The sequence below is a fragment of the Cellulomonas xylanilytica genome, assembly GCF_007989805.1.
In the GTDB taxonomy this organism is placed as follows: domain Bacteria; phylum Actinomycetota; class Actinomycetes; order Actinomycetales; family Cellulomonadaceae; genus Cellulomonas; species Cellulomonas xylanilytica.
This window is the reverse complement of sequence record NZ_BJUB01000006.1, coordinates 1-17,590: the sequence shown is the minus strand read 5'-3', so window position 1 is coordinate 17,590 and position 17,590 is coordinate 1. Positions and strand designations below refer to the sequence as shown.

The following is a 17,590-nucleotide window of genomic DNA, read 5'->3' as shown; positions in this document are numbered from 1 at the left end:
GTCTCCGGCCGTCAGCCGTCGAGCCGGGCCGCGACGTCGGCGGGGAAGCCACCGGTCGCCACCGGTCCCCACCGCGTCGGGGTGACCCGGATCAGGGACTTGCCCTGGACGCGCATGGCGGCGCGGTACTCGTCCCAGTCGGGGTGCTCGCCGGCGATGCAGCGGTAGTAGTCCACCAGTGCGTCCTCCGCCTCCGGCATGTGCAGCACCTCGGCGCGTCCGTCGACCTGCACCCAGGCGTCCCCGAAGTCGTCGGACAGCACGCACACGCTCACCTCCGGCGAGCGCTCCGCGTTGACGGTCTTCGCGCGGCCCGGATAGGTGGAGATCACCAGCCGACCCTGCGCGTCCACGCCGCCGCTGACGGGGGAGACCTGCGGCCGTCCGTCCTGGCGCGTGGTCACGAGGACGAAGTGATGCCGGTCCCGGACGAAGTCGAGGAGCTCGGCGAGGTCCGTGCGGCGGGTGGTGGCGACGGGACGAGGCATGGCACCACGGTAGGAGGCGCGGCGCACGGGCGCCTGACGGCACCAGGCCGGCGGGTGCACCCGCCGGCCTGGTCGTCCGCTCCGGCAGACGCCTCTCGGCGCGGGGCCGCTCGTGGCGGCTGATGATGGAGCCCGGGGTCATGGACCGGAGCGGCACGGTCTTCAACGGCGCACCGGCGGCGGTTGTTCCCCTCGACGCGTGCCTGTCGACGGCGGACCTGGCCCTGGTCGGGGCGGGGGCGATGGGTCTAACGTCCGAAGTGTCCCGAATCGTCTCGTCAGTGGGGGCAGGCGAGAACTGATGCCGCTGCCGCTTCTCCTCGCGGGTCCCGTGCTGCGCCGCGTCGACCCGGGGCTCGTCGCCGTCCAGGTGGTGCTGAGCGAGCCGGCGGGCGTCCGGGTCACCGTGTGGGAGGGTCGCGTCGCGTCGGACACCACCAACCCGCCGTTCGCCACCAGCGCCGACCCGCCGGACCCGAACGCGGCACCGCCGCATCCCGGCGAGACGACGGTGCGCATCGGCGAGCAGCTCCATCTCGGGCTCGTGACGGTGCGGCTGCCCCCGTCGTCCGGCAGGGTCTTCCAGCCCGACCGGCTGTACTCGTACAACGTGACCGTCACGGGCGCGCAGAACACCACCGACCTGGCCGGTCTCGGCCTGCTCGGCCCGCACACGGTGAGCGGCGTCGAGTGCGGACCGCTCGGGTACGCCGACCGGATGCTGCCCAGCTTCGCGCTGCCGCCGTCCACCCTGGACGACCTGCGGATCGCGTACGGGTCCTGCCGACGCCCGGGGTACGACGACGGCGACGCGCTGGCGTGGATGGACGAGTACCTGAACGAGCGGTTCGACGACCCGCGGGGGCGGATCCACCAGCTCTTCCTCGGCGGGGACCAGATCTACGCCGACGACGTGGACTCGCTGATGATGCTGCGGACCGCGCAGCTGGGTGTGGAGCTCATCGGCACCGACGGCGGGGTGCCCCTCGAGCGGGTCAAGGTCAACCAGGTCCTGCGGCGCCCCGACGTCGAGCCGAGCCGCGTCGACCCCGGTGCCAGCTACACCCCCGAGACCCCGCAGCAGACGGAGGCCGCGGGGGACCTGCCGGCCGGGCCGCCGCAGTTCCCGGTCGGGGACCGGCTCAGGCTCACGCAGGTCAGTGCCCAGCTCACCAGCAGCGACGGCGCCAACCACCTGATGTCCGTCGGGGAGTTCGCCGCCGCCTACCTGCTGGCGTGGTCGCCGGCATGCTGGGGCGAGGAGGTGCCCGGCGCCCAGCTCCTGGCCCCCGGCGCAGGGACGGGCCCGGCGCTGCGCTGGCTGGACATGCCGGGCGCGGACCACGACATCGACCTGCCGCTGCAGGACTTCCCCGAGCGCGTCCCGCAGCACCTGTTCTCCGACGCGGCGACCATCGCGCAGCGGGAGAAGGACAGGGTGGAGAACGCGGCCGAGCACACCCGGTCGCGCCTGCGCAGCCATCGGGTGCACCGGGAGTTCCTGCTCGGGCTGGGCCGCGTGCAACGTGTGCTTGCGAACGTGCCGACGTACATGATGCTCGACGACCACGACGTCACCGACGACTTCTTCCTCACGCCGATGTGGCGGCACCGGGTGCTCGGGACCGCGCTCGGGCACGTAATCCTGACCAACGGGATGCTGGGCTACGCCCTGTTCCAGGACTGGGGCAACGACCCGCGCCGGTACGACCAGGTCACCACACCGGACCGGCCGGAGCTGGGCGGCCAGCTCCCCGGTGACCTGCTGGACCGGGCGGCGCGGCTGTTCCCGCGGTCTGCTCCCGGGCCCGACGCGACGGTGTTCGACGAGATCGGCCGCATGTTCGGGCACCACCTCGACAACCCGCCGCAGCCCGACGGCCGGTTCGGCGTCGTGGACGCGCCCATGACGTGGCACTTCACGGTCGACGGTCCCAAGCACGTCGCCGTCGCCCTGGACAACCGCACCCGCCGCAGCTACGCCGCCGAGATCGGTCCGCCGGGCAACGTCTCGACGGAGGCGCTCGTCGACCAGGTCCCGCGTCCTCCGTTGCCCGACGGTCGCGAGGTGCTCGTCGTGGTCGCCCCGCTGCAGGTGATCGGGCCCCCGGTGATCGACGAGGTGGTCGCGAAGGCCATCTACCGCGTGTTCGACCTGCTGGAGGCAGGCGACCTGACGGACCGGTCGTCGGCCGCGGGGAACCGTCGGATGCCCGGGACCAACCCGGACGCCCTGGAGACCTGGGCCTTCGACGCGGTCACGTTCGAGCACCTGCTGGCCCGGTTGGCGGAGCACCGGCGGGTCGTGGTGCTGTCCGGCGACGTGCACAACGCGGCCGCCAACGTCATGAGCTACTGGCGCGGCGACGCCGCCGAGCCGGCCCGGATCGCGCAGCTGACGTCCAGCGGCTTCAAGAACGTCATGCCCGTCTACCTGCGGGCGCTGGACCGCAGCGCGATGCTCCTGCAGGAGCTCCTGCGCGCGAGGCTCGGGGTGGAGCGTCTCGGCTGGACCCGGCCCGACGCCGAGCTGGTGCTGCTGCCCGACGGGCGGACCGAGGCGGACCTGGTGGCGGTGACGCGGGCTCGCTTGCTGCGCAGCCCGGTGCTGCTGGCGACCCACGGCTGGCTGGACGACAACCCCGAGGGCGAGGAGCGGGAGGACCGGCTCACGTCGCGGCTCAACCCCGACAAGCCGCCGGACTGGCGCTGGCGGGTGACCCCGCTGGTCGACGACCGGGCGGATGCCGACCGGCCGGCGCCGATCCGCGTGACCCCGCTGGACGACGCGGTGGTCGAGGCCCAGCTGGCCGACCCTGCGACGGCCTTCGCGGCGATGCAGGCGGTCGCCGCCCGGCACCAGGCCTCCCTGGACCGGATGCGCAACACGCGCCAGATGATGTTCCGGTCGAACTTCGGGATCTGCCGGTTCGAGACGGACGACGACGGTGTGGTGACGGCCGTCGGCGAGGTGCACACGTCGGCCGTCGACCCCGAGACGCAGCTCCCGGTGCTCGGTCCGTACATGGTCCACCGCGCCTCGCTGGGGCCGCAGGCCGAGGCGCCGCCGGCGCAGCTGCGCCGGTCCGTGCTGAGCCGCGTGCCCGTCCCGGAGCCCGGACCGTGAGCGCTGGCTCGGTCCTGCGGTCGATCGCGGGCGAGGTCCTCGACTTCGTCTCCTTCACCGCGGACCTGCTCGGCCGGCCCGAGGCGCGCAGCGCGGTGCTGGCGGACCTCGGCGCGGCGCCGGACGCCGCGACCGAGAAGCTCGTGCTGCCGGAGGCGCCGCTCGCTGCGATCACGGCGTACCGGGCGCAGGTCGACCCCGACCTGCAGGCGGACATCGAGGCGGCGGGCAACCTGGCCCTGCTCATCGGGGCGGTCATCGACCAGGTCGAGGCGTGGCAGGGGACCGACTGGGAGGGGCGCGGCGACACGTTCGTGAACAGCCTGCTCGACCTCCTGGGCAGCACGTACGTGCGGCGCCGCTGGCCGAAGCTGTTCCTCGTGATGCAGGCCGTGGCGATCACGTCCGAGCTCAGCGGGTCGCTGGCGCCCGGTGACACGGCGGGCACCCGGTTCCTCAGCGCGTTCGGCACCATCTTCTCGTTCCTGTGGAACCCGGGACGGACCCTCGACGACCTCGACGACACCCGGTCCGGGGCGCAGGGCAGCACGCTCACCACGGATCGCGACACGTCGTTCCTCGTCGTGGACGGCCTGATCCGGGGGATCGTGGCGGCGATCGCGGTGGTCGACCAGACGAAGGACACCGACGGGCGCAACGCGCTCGGCGACGTGGTCGTCGGCTGGGACTCCGCCGCGCTCGACGTCGACTCCCCGGCCCGACCGACCGCCGCGGACGTCCTGGCGGGCCGGATGGTCTCGCTCGCGCTGCGCCGCGACGGCGGCACCGACGCCGAGCAGCTGCGGGTCACGTGGATGTACCTGCCCCGGCGGCTGGGCACGCCCGCCCGGCCCCACCAGCTGTTCCTCGCGCTCGGCGGCACGCTGACGCTGGACGAGGTGCTCAACCCCGGCGCCACCGACGGCCCGACGTGGAGGTTCCGGGTCGACGTCCGCAGCGACGCCGGGGCCGCGCTGCTGATCGGGGGAGAGGAGGGCGTGCAGGCCAACGCCCAGGCGGCGACCTCCGCCGTCTCCGTCGGGTACAGCGCCGTGCCCGACGAGACGGGGATCAGCTACGCGGTGCCACGCGCGACGGGGTCGCGGATCGAGCTCGGCGAGATCGGCGCCGTCCTGACCATCAGTGCCACGGGTGCTCGGGTCCTGCTGCGCCTGGACCACTGCGCGCTGGTGATCGACTCCGCGGACAAGGACAGCTTCCTGCGCAAGCTCCTCGGTGGCCGACCGGTCCGGAAGGTGTTCTCGCTCGGCCTCGGGTACGACTCCGCGCTCGGCTTCATCCACGAGATCCACGTGCCCGCCGGCGTCGACGCGACCGGTCCGGAGCCGCCCTTCGACTCCTCGGGGCCGGCCGGTCCGCCGGCGCTGGAGAAGACCCTGCCCCTGGGTGGCGGTGGGCTGCTCGGGATCAACGTCCACGAGGTGGTCCTTCGGCTGGCCGGGAACCGTGCCGAGGAGCCCGAGACCGGCTGGGCGGTCGCGCTCGGGGCGCTGGTCTCCTTCAGCACGCAGATCGGGCCGGTCTACGTCCGGGTGGACCGCCTGGGCCTGTTCGCGGCCGTGGACACGACGACCCCGAAGGAGGAGCGCAACCTGCGCGTCCTCGACGCCCACGTCGACGCGACGCGCCCGACGGGGATCGCGCTGGACCTGCGGACCGGTCCGGTCAGCGGCGGCGGCACGATCCAGCTCGACCCTGCCACGGGTGACTACGTCGGCGTCCTCGTCCTGCGGGTGGGCAAGCGCGTCACGATCACCTGCATCGGGCTCGCGTCCACCAAGGACCGCGAGGGCAACGAGGTCACGTCGTTCCTCCTCGTCGGCACCGTCGAGCACCTCGGTCTGCAGGCGGGCTTCATCACCTTCGACGGGTTCGGGCTGCTCTACGCGGCGGACCGCACCCTCGACGTCGCCGCCGTGCGCGCTGCCCTGCCGTCAGGCCGGCTCAAGCACCTGCTCTTCCCGGCCGACCCCGTCAAGCACCTGCCGGAGCTGGTCTCCGCCCTGCGGACGTTCTTCCCGGCGCGCGAGGGCACCCACGTCTACGGCGTCCTGGTGAAGATGACGTTCGGCAGCGGGCACCCGCTGCTGCGCGCCGACCTCGCGCTGATGCTGGAGCGGGACTCCGTCAGCGAGACGAGCCGGTTCCTGGTCCTGGGCCGGCTCTCCTCGGTCCTCCCGCAGGACGCGAACCCGCTGGTCACCCTCAACCTCGACGTCGTCGGCGTCCTCGACCTCGACACCGGCTCCGCTGCGCTGGACGCCGTGCTGTACGACTCGAAGCTGTGCGGACGGTTCGTGCTGACCGGTGCGGCCGCGTTCCGTCGCGAGCGCGGTCAGGGCTTCGCGCTCGCGGTCGGCGGGTTCAACCCGCGGTTCAGCCCGCCCGCCGGCTTCCCGGCGCTGCCGCGGGTCACCGTGGCGCTGACCACGGGCGACAACCCGCGGCTGGTGCTCGAGGCCTACCTCGCCGTCACGACCAACACGCTGCAGCTCGGCGCCAAGGCATCCCTCTACGCCGCGGCGTACGGCTTCAGCCTCCAGGGGTACATCGGCTTCGACGTGCTGGTCAGCTTCTGGCCTCCCCACTTCATCGCCGACTTCGCCGCCGGCGTGCAGCTCAAGCGCGGCTCGCGGAACCTGTTCAAGATCGAGGTCCGGGGCATGCTCGAGGGGCCGATCCCGCTCCGGCTGGCCGGGAGGGCGACGTTCGGCATCCTCTGGTGGGACTACACCGTCTCCTTCGACAAGACCCTGATCGGCGGGGGCGGGTCGCCGGTCACCGAGACGATCGACGTGGTGACCGAGCTGCTGACGCGGCTCGCCGACCCGCGGAGCTGGATGACGGAGCTGCCGGCGGCGGCGACCCAGGTCGCCGCGGTGCGGGCGGTGCCGCGGACCGAGGAGCTGGTGCTGCACCCGCTCGGCCGGCTCGTCGTGCAGCAGGGCCTCGTCCCGCTGAACACCGCCCGCGCCATCGACCGGGTCGGTGCGTTCGTGCCGCGCGACGCGCGCCGGTTCGCGATCACCGACCCCCGGATCGGCGGGGCGATCCCCAGCGTGGCGCCCGTGGGCGACGAGTTCCCGGACAGCCAGTTCTTCGACATGACCGACGCCGAACGGCTCGCGGCGCCCGGGGTCGTGCTGCGGGAGGCGGGGGTGAGCCTGGGCAGCGACCGGTACGCGTCCGACGCCTCGGCCGGCGTCGCGGAGCCGTTCCGGTACACCGAGATCGTCGTCGGGCCGGACGGCGTCCCCGTCGTCCTGCCCGACCCGGCGCCGGCGGAGCCCGCCCACCTGCGGGCCGGTCTGCGCCTGGCCGCGGCCGCGCGCGCGGGCACCCGCACCGCCGTGTCCGAGCGCTACGCGGGCCAGGTGCGGCCGGACGCGCCGCGGCTGGCCGGTCTGGTGCGGCTCCGATGAGCGAGCCGCACCTCGTCCTGCTGCCGTGGGCGCGCCGCGGCGGCCCGCTCGACCTGCCCGAGGACCGCCGGGACGGGCACCCGGCGAGCCAGGCGTCCGCGACCGCGGAGGTGAGGGTCAACGGCGCGGGACCCGCGACCGTGCCCGTCCGGCTCCTCGGCCCCGGCGACGTCACGGCGCTGGCGCCCCAGCAGGTGATCCGCAGCGATCCGGCGCCCGGCACGCGCACGTTCGAGTCCAACTACCTGGCGCTCGTCGAGCTGGACGAGCCGGCGCTGCCGTGGCTGTTCACCCCCGCGTCGGCGTCGGAGGGCCGGTTGCGGCCCTGGATGTGCCTCGTCGTGGTCCGTGAGCAGCCGGGTGTGCAGCTGGCGGCCCCCACCCGCGGATCGCTGCCCGTCCTGCGGATCGGCGCGCCGGCGCACCCCGAGGACGAGCTGCCGGACCTCGACGAGAGCTGGGCCTGGGCGCACGCGCAGCTGGCCACCGACGCGGCGATGAGCGACGAGGCCCTGGCCGACGCCCTCGCCGCAGACCCCGCGCGCAGCCTGTCCCGGCTGGTCAGCGGGCGGCTCCTCGTCGAGCAGACGGAGTACCTCGCGTGCGTCGTGCCGACGTTCGAGGCGGGCCGGCTCACGGGCCTCGGGGACGACCCGGGCGACGCCCAGGGCCCGGCCTGGCGGCGCGGCCCGGGGATGGGGGCCGTCGAGCTGCCGGTCCTGCACCACTGGCGGTTCGCCACCGGTCCCGCCGGCGACTTCCAGTCCCTCGCCCTCGCGATCCGGGGGCGCCCGGTGGCCGACGGCTTCGGGACGCGTGCGGTGGACCTGTCGACGTCGGGGCTCGGGATCGCCGGGGCCGACGACGCGCAGGTGCTCCTGGCGGGCGCGCTGCTCGCGCTCGACGCGCCCGTCGAGCGGTGGTCCGACCCGACGATGCGGGAGCGGTTCGCGACGGCCCTGGTCGACGTGCTCAACACCCCCGACCAGCAGCCGGAGACCGACCCGCTCCTGGCGCCGCCCCGCTACGGCCAGAGCTACGCCGCCGCCCGGGCGCTCGATGCGGCGTCCCCCGGACGCTGGTACGAGCAGCTCAACACCGACCCCGCCCACCGGGTGGCCGCCGCGCTGGGCACGCTCGTGGTCCAGCAGCAGCAGGAGACCCTGGTCGCGGCCGCCTGGGACCAGGCGGCCGACCTGCACACCGCGGGACGGGTCTTCGGTCTGGCGACGCTGGGGCTGGCGCTCGCCGACAGCCTGCACCGGCGGCACGTCGTGCCGCTGCCGCCCGAGTCCGGCCTGTTCGTGCTCGCGCCGCTGCGGGCCCGGCTCCTGCGAGCGCCGTCGACCGGGGGAGCGAGCTTCGCCCAGCAGTGGGCGCAGGCCCAGCTGCCGGACCGGGCGCTGAGCCCGGTGGTCCGGCGCGTGACCCGGTCTCGCGGACCGGCCGTGCGTCGGCTGGCCCGGACCGCACCCACCGCCCGGCTCGACATCCTCGACCGGATGGCGCCGGTCTCACGGATCAACCGGGAGCTGACGCCGGCGCTCGGGCCGCTCACGTTCGAGGCGGGCGGAGCCGCGCTGCCGACCCCGCAGGTGCTGTCCTGGGCGCAGGTGACGGCCGACGCCGTGCAGTCGGGCCCGCCGCAACCCGGGTTCGCGATCGGTCCGGCACCGGCGCCGACCCCGGGTCCCCGTCCGCTGCCCCCGCTCGACGGCGGCGTGCTCGGCGTGGAGCGGCGCGCGGTCGGTGCGGGCGACGACGGCCCGTTCTCGTTGCGCCGACCCCGGGACCCGGACGACCCGTTCGACCCCGACCCCGAACCGGTCGACCCGGACCCCGTCGACCCGGACCCGGTGGACCCGCGTCCTCCCCGGCAGGACAACGCGACCGCTGCCGCCTTCCGCGCGGCGGCGACGCGCCACCTGGCCGCGTTCCTGGCCGCCGCTGCGCCCGGCGAGACCCCGCACGGTTCCCTGGCCGCCCGGGCCGCCTTCGACGAGGCGCTGGCGCTCACCACCCCCACCCGCACGTTCGGCGCCCGGGTGAGCGGGCTGCTCGAGAGCCCGACGCCGCCGGACGCGGCCGCCCCGGTGCCGTCGCTGCGGTTCGCCCCACGCTTCGACGCCCCGATGTCCCGGTCGCTGGCCGAGCTGGGTCAGCACTGGCTGCTGCCCGGTCTGGACGGCGTCCCGGCGGACACCGCGCTCGGATTGCGCACCAACGGCGAGTTCGTCGAGGCGTTCATGGTCGGGCTCAACCACGAGCTGGGCCGCGAGCTGCTCTGGCGCGAGTACCCGACGCCCATGACCGCGACCTTCTTCGACCGGTTCTGGGACGCGGCGGTCGCACCCGAGGCCCCGCCGGACCTCGCGCCTCTGGACTCCTGGGGGGACCGGGCGCTCGGTGCGCCGACGGTCGTCGAGGACCGGTTCGTCCTCCTGCTGCGCAGCGAGCTGATCAGGCGCTTCCCGGACGCACTGGTGTCCGCGACGAAGCCGGGCCCGCCCGTCGAGCGGCTCCTGCCCGTGTTCCGCGGCTCGATGGACCCCGACATCAGCTTCTTCGGGTTCACCGTGCCTCTCGCCGACGCCGACGACTGGTCCGTCGTGATCGCCGAGCAGCCCGGGGCACCCCGCTTCGGCTTCGAGGTGGGCGAGGCGCCCGCCGGCGTCAGCCACGCGCCGGCCACCGAGACCACGTCGGCACGGCAGGCGGCCCGGCTGCGCCAGCTGCCCGCGCGCATCACCATCCCGGTCGCGGTCCTGCTGCGGGAGCCGACGCCATGACCCAGCCGCTCGACCTCGCCGCGCTCACCGGGGACGCGGTCGCCTCGGACGCACGGCTGACCGCTCCCGTCGCCGGCTCGGAGCACCCGCTCGTGCTGCTGCCGGTGCGCCTCGAGACCCGGTACCGGGACGCCGAGCTGCTGGTCCGGGTGTACCCCGACCAGCTGCACGTCGACGCCCACGACCCGCGGCTGTCCGCGCAGGAGATCGCCGCGGGCGAGGACTTCTGGCGCGTCCAGTGGCGCACGGGTACCGACCGCGACCGGGCGCAGCGCGCGTACACCGCGCTCGCGGACCGGTACGGACCGGGCCGGGCCGCCTGGGTGGTCCGGGCCACCACGCCCACGAACCCGCAGGCCCGGCCGGAGGGCTCCGTCGCCGACGACGCGCCTCTCTCCACCGAGCCCACGTTCCCCGTGCCGGAGACCACCGACCTGCGCAGCACCCCGGTCGCCCGGCTGCTGCCCACGCGCTGGACGGCGACCGCCTACGCCCAGGGTGCGGTGGTGGCGGTCGTGACCGGCAGCCCGATCATCGGGGACCTCGCGGTCGGCCCCGACCTGTCGGCACCGCTGGTGCACGCCGAGGACGACGACGAGGTCGCGGCGGTGGACCGGGCGATGAGCTGGCTCGTCGACTTCGACACCGCCGAGCAGGTCGGCATGGCCCTGCGGCTCCCGGTCCCCGGGCCGGTGGACCTGCTGCTGGTCGCCGGGGTCCGCGAGGGCGGTCCCGACGGCAGCGTCGCGCGGCTCCTCGACGCGCAGCGCTACAGCGAGGGCCTGGCGTTCCTCGAGCCGGAGACCCTGACCAACAACACCGAGGACGTGGCCTCGGGCTGGTCGAGCGCCGCGCCGGGCTCCTGGCCGGCGTCGTCGGCGCCGCCGGAGCCGGGGACCGCGGCCGCGCTCGCCCGGTCCGCCCTCGGGCTCGCCGGGCCGGCCGACCTCGCGGCGCTGCCGGCGGGCGCCTCGGCGGACGACCCGCTGGCCGAGGCGATGAGCACGACGCTGTGGCCGGCCACGTGGGGCTACTGGCTGCCGCAGCTGGCGGGGGTGGCCCTCGCCGATGCCGACTGGGTCCGGGACCACGCCCGCCGCTTCGTCCGACCGGCCGGTCCGCTGCCGACGCTGCGCGTGGGCCGACAGCCGTACGGGCTGCTGCCGGTCACCTCCCTGGGCCGGTTCGCGGGTGACGAACGCGAGGACCGCCTGCGACGGGTGCTGGCCGGCCTCGTCGACGGTGCCTGGCGACCGGCGCTCGGGCGGGCGCCGCGCGTCGGCCGCGGCGACGTCGCTGCCGACCTGGTCGACGTGCTGCGGCTGGGCGCCCGGTCGGACCGGGTGCGCCTCCGGCGTGCGTTCGGCGCGCGCTTCGCCGAGCACGTCCAGCTGCTGCTGGGCCGACGGCTCGGCGAGGCGGGGTTCTGGGACGTCGCCGGGAACCGGTCGCTGCCCCTCGCCGCTGCCGCCGGCGTCGGCCTGCGCCCCGCTGCCCTCACCGTGCACGAGCCGGACAGCAGGCCGGTCACGGTGCCGCTCGTGGGTCACCCCGCGCTCCTGCGTGACCTGCTGACCGCCGACGTCGACCAGCTGGCCGCGGGCGGGGACGACGCGCCGCCGTCGCTGCTGGCCGCGCTCGTCCGGCACGGCCTGCTGCGGGAGAACGCGACCGCGGCGGCCCGGCTGCTGGGCCCGGAGGCGCCGGACGTGACCGACGAGGAGCTCGACGGCTTCGGCGAGCCGACCGCGGGGTGGCGGGCCCAGCGCGACGCGACCCTGCCGGACGGTGCCACCGTGCGCGAGCGCCTCGCTGCAGGGACCGACCCGCACGTGGCGGCCTTCCGCGCGGCCGTCGAGGTGCTCGCGGCGGCCGACCCCGCGGCGCTCGAACGGCACCTGCTCGGGACGCTGGACGCCGCGACCTACCGCATCGACGCCTGGACGACGTCGCTCGCGAGCCGGCGGCTGGCCGAGCTGCGCGCGGTCCAGGCGCAGGGTGCGCTCGTCGGAGGCTACGGCTGGTCGGAGCAGCTCTCGCCGACCGCCGCCGGCGTGCTCACCGAGACCCCCCCGGGCGAGCCGGGTCCGCTCCTGGCCGGGGTCGACGACCCGGGCTTCCTGCACGCTCCGTCGATCCACCAGGCGCAGGTGGCGGCCCTGCTGCGCAACGCCCACCTCGCCCACGGCGGTGGCACGGACACACCGTTCGCGATCAGCCTCACGTCCGAACGGGTGCGGCTGGCCCGGTCGGTGCTCGACGGCGTCCGCGCCGGGCGCACGGTCAACGTCGTCCTCGGCTACCTGGTGGAGCGCGACCTGCACGACCGCGGGCTGGACAAGGCCATCGACAACGCGCGCGAGGTGTCGCCGCTGCCCGGTGAGGAGCACCTGCCCCCGGCCGCGCGGCGTCTGGACGGGCTGAGCCTGCACGCGCTGTGGGCGGCGAGCGAGGACCACGCGATCGACCACCTCGTCGGCGGCGACCCGAGCGAGGCGGACCGCGCCGCGGCGCAGGGCGTCCTGCGCCGGCTCGGCTCGGCGGTGGACGCCGCCGCGGACCTGCTGCAGGCCGAGCAGGTGCACCAGCTCGCGCTGGGGGACCTGGACCGGGCCGTGAGCACGGTGACCGACTTCGACCGCGGGCTGGTCCCGCCGCCGGACCTCGACGTCGTGCAGACGCCGCGCACGGGGGTCGCGGTGACCCACCGGGTGGGCATCGTGCTGGACCCGGCCGCGTCGGCGGCACCGGGCTGGACGGGACCGGCGCGCTCGCCCCGGGCGGCGGCCGAGCCGGGGCTCGACGCCTGGCTGGGTCGGGTGCTCGGCCCGGCGACGGGACGCACGGTGTCGGTCCGGGACGCTGCGGGCGACGTCGTGCTGCCCGTCCCGCTGCCGGACCTGGACCTGTCGGCGAGCGATCTCGTCCGGCTGGCCGGTGCGGGGGAGCACGGGCTCGCCGAGCTCGCGGCGCGCGCGGCCGTGGCGTCCGGCGACGACGTGCTGCGACCGGTGGTGGTGCTCGACGGTCCGCTCCTGGACCTGCTGGAGGTGGGCCGCTCGCTGGCCGCGCTGCTGGGTCCGGCCACGCCGATGGACGGCGGGACGCTGCAGCCGCCGCACGCGGACACCGAGCCCGGGGTCGACGGCGCCGAGCTCGACGCCCGCGTGGCCGCGGCGCGGGCTGCCGTGCAGGGTGCTGTGGAGCTCCTCGACGCGGCCCTGAGCGACCCCGCCCGGTTGCAGGACGCCGTCGTGGGGAGCTGGTCGCTGGGCGTGGGCGACGCCGCGGTCCCGGTGGAGACGACACCGTCGGGCTGGGCCGCCGCCGCGGCCAGGGCGCGGGAGCAGCTGCGGGGAAGGCTCGCCGAGGCGGGTGCCGCGGGCGCTGACCCCTCCGGCCCCTCCTGGACGGCGGCCCTCCGACGGCTGCGGGTGTTGCTCGGACCGGGCTTCGTGGCGCTGCCCCGGTTCGTCCCGTCCACCGCGGCCGACGTCGTGGCGTCACGCGACCACCCCGCCCTGCTCGGAGGAGACCAGCTGGCGGTGGAGGTCTGGCTGACCCGGATGGAACGGGTCCGGGAGCCGCTCGGGAGGCTGGGCATCGCGCTGCGCGAGGCGGAGGTGCTCGGAGGGCCTGCGTTCGCGCCGGGCGCGGCCCAGGTGCCGTTCCGGTCCGGCGACGTGTGGAACGCGCTGCCCGCCGACCACCACGTCGACGGCGCGGTCTCGCTCGCCCTGGTCGGTGCCGAGCTCGTGGCGCCGGACCGGGAGGTCGCCGGACTGCTGGTCGACGAGTGGACCGAGGTCGTCCCGTCCGCGAGCGAGACGACCGGCGTCGCCTTCCGCTACGACCCGCCGGACCTGATGGCCCCGCAGGCGATCCTGCTCGCGGTCCCGCCGGTCGTGGGGGAGCCGTGGACGCTCGGCACGCTGAACCAGGTGCTGGTCGAGACCCTGGAGCAGGTGCACCTGCGCGCCGTCCCGCCGTCGACGCTCGGCGCGGTCCGGCAGTACCTGCCCGCGACCGTGCTGGCCTTCAACGCCGACCGGGACGCCGTCTCGACCAGCCCGAACGCCCTGACGGGGGTGGACTGACGTGCCCTCGATCACCACGTTCTCGCGGCTCGAGCCGGAGCCGCAGCGGCCCGACGTCAGCGCCGGTGCCGCGGCTCCCGTGCAGGACCCGATGTGGCTCCTGGCCCGGCAGTGGCAGCTGGGGGAGTTCGCGGGGCACGACGGCGGCACCCCGGTGGTCGCGCGCTGGCGTGGCGTCGCCGCGCGACCCACCCGTTTCGTCGCCGGTCCGATCCCACCCGACACGGCGGTGCAGGCGCCGCGGTTCGACGCCCGGGCGGCTCCGCTCGAGACGCTGATCGAGCACGCGGGCGAGCCGCTGCCGTCGACGGCGGCGACCGCGGAGGGGCTGCGCCTGGCCGTCGACACCGGACGCCTGTTCCTGCGGGTGCTCGCGCTGCAGAGCACGTCCCGCGACTACGGGCCGGACGTCGTGCGGGCGTTCGCGGTGCCGTCGCCGGACCCGGAGGTGCTGGCGACGCTCGACCCCGCGACCGCCGGGTACGCGCGGCTGCACGCCGGCCGCAGCCTCGACGGCCGGCGGCTGCGGGTCGAGCTGGCGGGGCGGGACCTGCTCCGGCTGGGCGTCGAGGTCGACCAGGCCGACCGGGCCGAGCTGCGGGCGGCGGGTGCGGACTGGCTCCGCCTCGTGGCGGGCCTGTTCGCCGACGCCGATCCCGCCGCGACGAGCTGGCAGCCGGCCCGGTTCGAGCACACGGCGTCGTTCGCCGCCCGGATGTCCGTCGAGCCGACGGGCGAGACCACCCTGACCGCCCACCGCTACGACAGCGACACCCTCGACTGGTACGAGCTCGACGTGAACGGCGAGGTGAACCTGGGCACCACCCCGGCCGAGGCGGGGGAGGCGGTCACCCGGACGGTGATGCCGGCACCGGTGACCGCGCCCGGCCTGCCCGCCCGCCGGTTCTGGGAGCTCGAGGACGGTCGCCTCAACCTGGCCGCGCTCCGCCCAGCCGAGACGGACCTGGGGCAGCTGCTGCTCATCGAGACGCTGTCGGGGTTCGGCAACGACTGGTTCGTCATCGGGGTGGATCTGCCCGTCGGGCACCTGGTCTCCGCGACGTCGCTGGTCGTCACGGACACGTTCGGCACGCGCACGCTGCTGCGCCCCCACGGCGACCACCGGCTCGGCCGGTCCGACCGGTGGGGGCTCTTCCAGCACGCCATGCCCGTCGACCGCGACGAGGTCGAGGGCGTCGCGATCACCAACCTGCTGTACCTCGCGCCGCGGCTCGCCCAGCCCGTCGTCGGGCCGGTCGTGGAGCAGGTGGTGCTCGCCCGGGACGAGCAGGCCAACCTCGGCTGGGCCGTCGAGCAGCTGCGGGAGTCGCCGCTGCAGGTCGGTGTCGAGCTGAGCGCAGCACGGCCGCCCGAGCCGCAGGGCGACCCCGACGCCGCACCCGACTACCACCTGGCGCAGGCCCCGCCACCGCACTGGATCCCGCTGCTCCCGGTACGGGTGGGCGGCACGGAGCAGGTCGCGCTGGCGCGCGGGTCGGTGCTGGACCTGGCCGGCGGGCGGCGGGTGGTCAGCAGCGTGACGGCCCTGCTCGGCGGCGGACCCGACGGCTCCCTGCTGATCCCCGAGGAGGAGGTGCCCAGCGGTGGTCTCGTCGTGCAGCGGTCGTACCAGTCGGCGCGCTGGGTGGACGGCTCCCTGCACGTGTGGGCGACCCACCGGACACGGGTGAGCACCGGCCTGCCGCCCAGCGGGGTCCGCTACGACCACCTCGTCGGGTAGACGGGTCCGTGCCCGACCGCCGGCTGCACGGGCGGTCGGGCACGGAGCTCAGCAGGTCGAGTTGGTCTGCGTCAGCAGGCCCAGCCGCCAGGGCAGCTCGTTGTACTCGGCCGAGGCGTTGGGATCCATCCCCTGGTAGAGGTACCGGAGGTTGCACGGGCTGATCTCCATCGTCTGGTCCGTGCCGGACCGGATCATCTCGCCGTGGCTGATGTCCCTGGTCCACGCGCCTGCGGGGAACGTGACGTTGTTCGAGCGGGCGAACGGGTTGGACTCGGAGTCGGCCAGCGCCGTCCACGAGCCGGCGATCGACGGCGCCGTCCACGACCGGAAGTACCGCTTGCCGTCCGTCCCGATGGCCTCGTGCACCATGAGCCAGCTGGTCTGACCGGCGAGCTTGTAGATGTTCACGGCCTCGAACAGGCGGAACCGGTCGGAGTCCTGCATCGCGATCACCGTGTTGGTGAACCCGTTGGGGAAGCTCGCGAGCGACGTCTCGGACCGGTACAGGTGGCCGTTGTCGTCGGACGAGAACAGGTAGCACCTCGCGGTGTCGCAGACCGTCCAGAAGTCGACCCAGTAGCCGTTGCCGATGTTGTCGGTGATGATCTGCGGCTGCGAGGCGTAGAAGTTCTTCGGTGCCGACCACGACGACGGGTCCGAGATGGTGGACGTCGTCGAGTACGAGCCCCCTGCGCCGGTCTGGTAGACGAGGTACCAGAGGTTCTGCGGCGCGAAGAAGAAGACCTGCGGCGCCGCCCGGTACCCGGAGCCGATGGCGGACCGGTCGAGGTAGTACGGCGTCGCGGACGAGGCCTGGGACCAGTCGGTGAAGCTGGTGTAGATCAGGTTGTAGCCGCCCGCGTAGATGGACGCGAAGACGTGCCACCTGCCGTCGGCGTACACGACGCTCGGGTCCTTGACCGAGGCCGGGTTGTGGGATGCGTCCGGCTTCGGGCCGATGATCGCCCCGGTGGACGACCACTGGAAGCTGGACGGGAGCGTGCCCGTCGGCGTGGTGGCGGTCGGGGTGGGCGTCGGTGTCGGTGTCGAGGTGGGTGTCGGCGTCACGGTCGGGGTCGGCGTCGCCGTGGGCTCCACGCTCCCGTTGCAGAGGGTGCCGTTGAGCCGGAAGCTCGTCGGCGCCGGGTTGCTGCCGCTCCACGAGCCGTTGAACCCGAAGTCGACCGTGCCGCCCGCGGCGATCCTCGGGTTGTAGTCGACGTTGCGCGCGGTCACGGCGGAGCCGCTCTGCGTCACCGCGGCGCTCCACGCCTGCGTCACCGCCTGGTTGCCGGGGAAGGACCAGGTCAGCGTCCACCCGTTGATCGCCGTACCGAGGTTGGTGATGCGGACGTTGGCCGTGAAGCCGCTCGGCCACTGGCTCGGTGCGGTGTAGGCGACCGTGCAGCCGGTGCCGGGACCCGACGTGGGGGTGGGGGTCGGCGTGGTCGGGGTGGGGTTCGGGGTCGTCGGGGTCGGGTTCGGCGTGGTCGGGTTCTGGGTCGGCGTCGCCGCGTTCAGCGTGTCGAGCGTCGAGGTGTACGCGGCCTTCTTGTTGCCGGAGCCGTCGAAGAGCAGCGGGGTGCCCGACGCGCGCCAGGAGTCGGTGTCCCGCACGCCCCACACCGTGATGCCGGTGCAGCGCGCGACGTTGAGGCATGCCTGGACGACGCGGCGGTAGTTCTCCGCCTGCGAGGAGCCCGAGCCCTCGATGTCGAGCTCGGTGATCTGCACGTCCACGCCGAGCGCGGCGAAGCTCGAGATCGTCGTCTGGTAGTTGCTCGGCACCGGGCTCTGCGGGTTGAAGTGCGACTGCAGGCCGACGCAGTCGATCGGGACGCCGCGGGCCTTGAAGTCCTTGACCATGGCGTACACGGCCTGGGTCTTGGCGTGGCTCCAGTC

At 74.9% G+C, this 17,590-nt stretch carries 7 protein-coding genes; 5 read left to right on the top strand and 2 right to left on the bottom strand.

The genetic code is table 11. The features are described 5' to 3' along the window. Window positions 1-11: 11 nt before the first annotated feature. Window positions 12-488: a PPOX class F420-dependent oxidoreductase gene (locus CXY01_RS10185; RefSeq protein WP_146927329.1), complete on the bottom strand. Its 477-nt coding sequence runs from the start codon at window positions 486-488 to the stop codon at window positions 12-14. 301 nt (window positions 489-789) lie between these two features. Here CXY01_RS10185 and CXY01_RS10180 point away from each other — a divergent pair, with 301 nt between their 5' ends. Genes CXY01_RS10180 through CXY01_RS10160 form a run of 5 tightly spaced genes read left to right on the top strand, consistent with a single transcriptional unit; the run spans window position 790 to window position 15,685 of the window. Beyond that, window positions 790-3,615, top strand: a complete 2,826-nt coding sequence (locus tag CXY01_RS10180) for a metallophosphoesterase family protein (RefSeq protein ID WP_146927328.1) — start codon at window positions 790-792, stop codon at window positions 3,613-3,615. Beyond that, the gene (locus CXY01_RS10175) at window positions 3,612-7,058 is read left to right on the top strand and encodes a DUF6603 domain-containing protein (RefSeq protein WP_146927327.1); all 3,447 of its coding nucleotides are present in this window, start codon (window positions 3,612-3,614) and stop codon (window positions 7,056-7,058) included. The genes CXY01_RS10180 and CXY01_RS10175 overlap by 4 nt, the downstream gene beginning before the upstream one ends. Beyond that, the gene (locus CXY01_RS10170; RefSeq protein WP_146927326.1) at window positions 7,055-9,847 is read left to right on the top strand and encodes a hypothetical protein; all 2,793 of its coding nucleotides are present in this window, start codon (window positions 7,055-7,057) and stop codon (window positions 9,845-9,847) included. Before CXY01_RS10175 ends, CXY01_RS10170 begins: the two co-directional genes overlap by 4 nt. After that, window positions 9,844-13,944, top strand: a complete 4,101-nt coding sequence (locus tag CXY01_RS10165) for a hypothetical protein (protein ID WP_146927325.1) — start codon at window positions 9,844-9,846, stop codon at window positions 13,942-13,944. Before CXY01_RS10170 ends, CXY01_RS10165 begins: the two co-directional genes overlap by 4 nt. Window position 13,945: 1 nt before the next feature. Continuing rightward, entirely contained in the window at window positions 13,946-15,685 is a 1,740-nt protein-coding gene (locus CXY01_RS10160) for a hypothetical protein (protein ID WP_146927324.1), read from the top strand. A gap of 48 nt (window positions 15,686-15,733) precedes the next feature. Here the strand turns inward: CXY01_RS10160 and CXY01_RS10155 are convergent. Then, on the bottom strand, window positions 15,734-17,590 hold a 1,857-nt coding region (locus CXY01_RS10155), incomplete at its 5' end, for a non-reducing end alpha-L-arabinofuranosidase family hydrolase (RefSeq protein WP_222594528.1).

Coding starts and splice junctions, on each gene's coding strand:
- CXY01_RS10185 (WP_146927329.1), bottom strand. CDS start 488: ATGCCTCGTCCCGTCGCCACCACCCGCCGCACGGACCTCGCCGAGCTC.
- CXY01_RS10180 (WP_146927328.1), top strand. CDS start 790: ATGCCGCTGCCGCTTCTCCTCGCGGGTCCCGTGCTGCGCCGCGTCGAC.
- CXY01_RS10170 (WP_146927326.1), top strand. CDS start 7,055: ATGAGCGAGCCGCACCTCGTCCTGCTGCCGTGGGCGCGCCGCGGCGGC.
- CXY01_RS10165 (WP_146927325.1), top strand. CDS start 9,844: ATGACCCAGCCGCTCGACCTCGCCGCGCTCACCGGGGACGCGGTCGCC.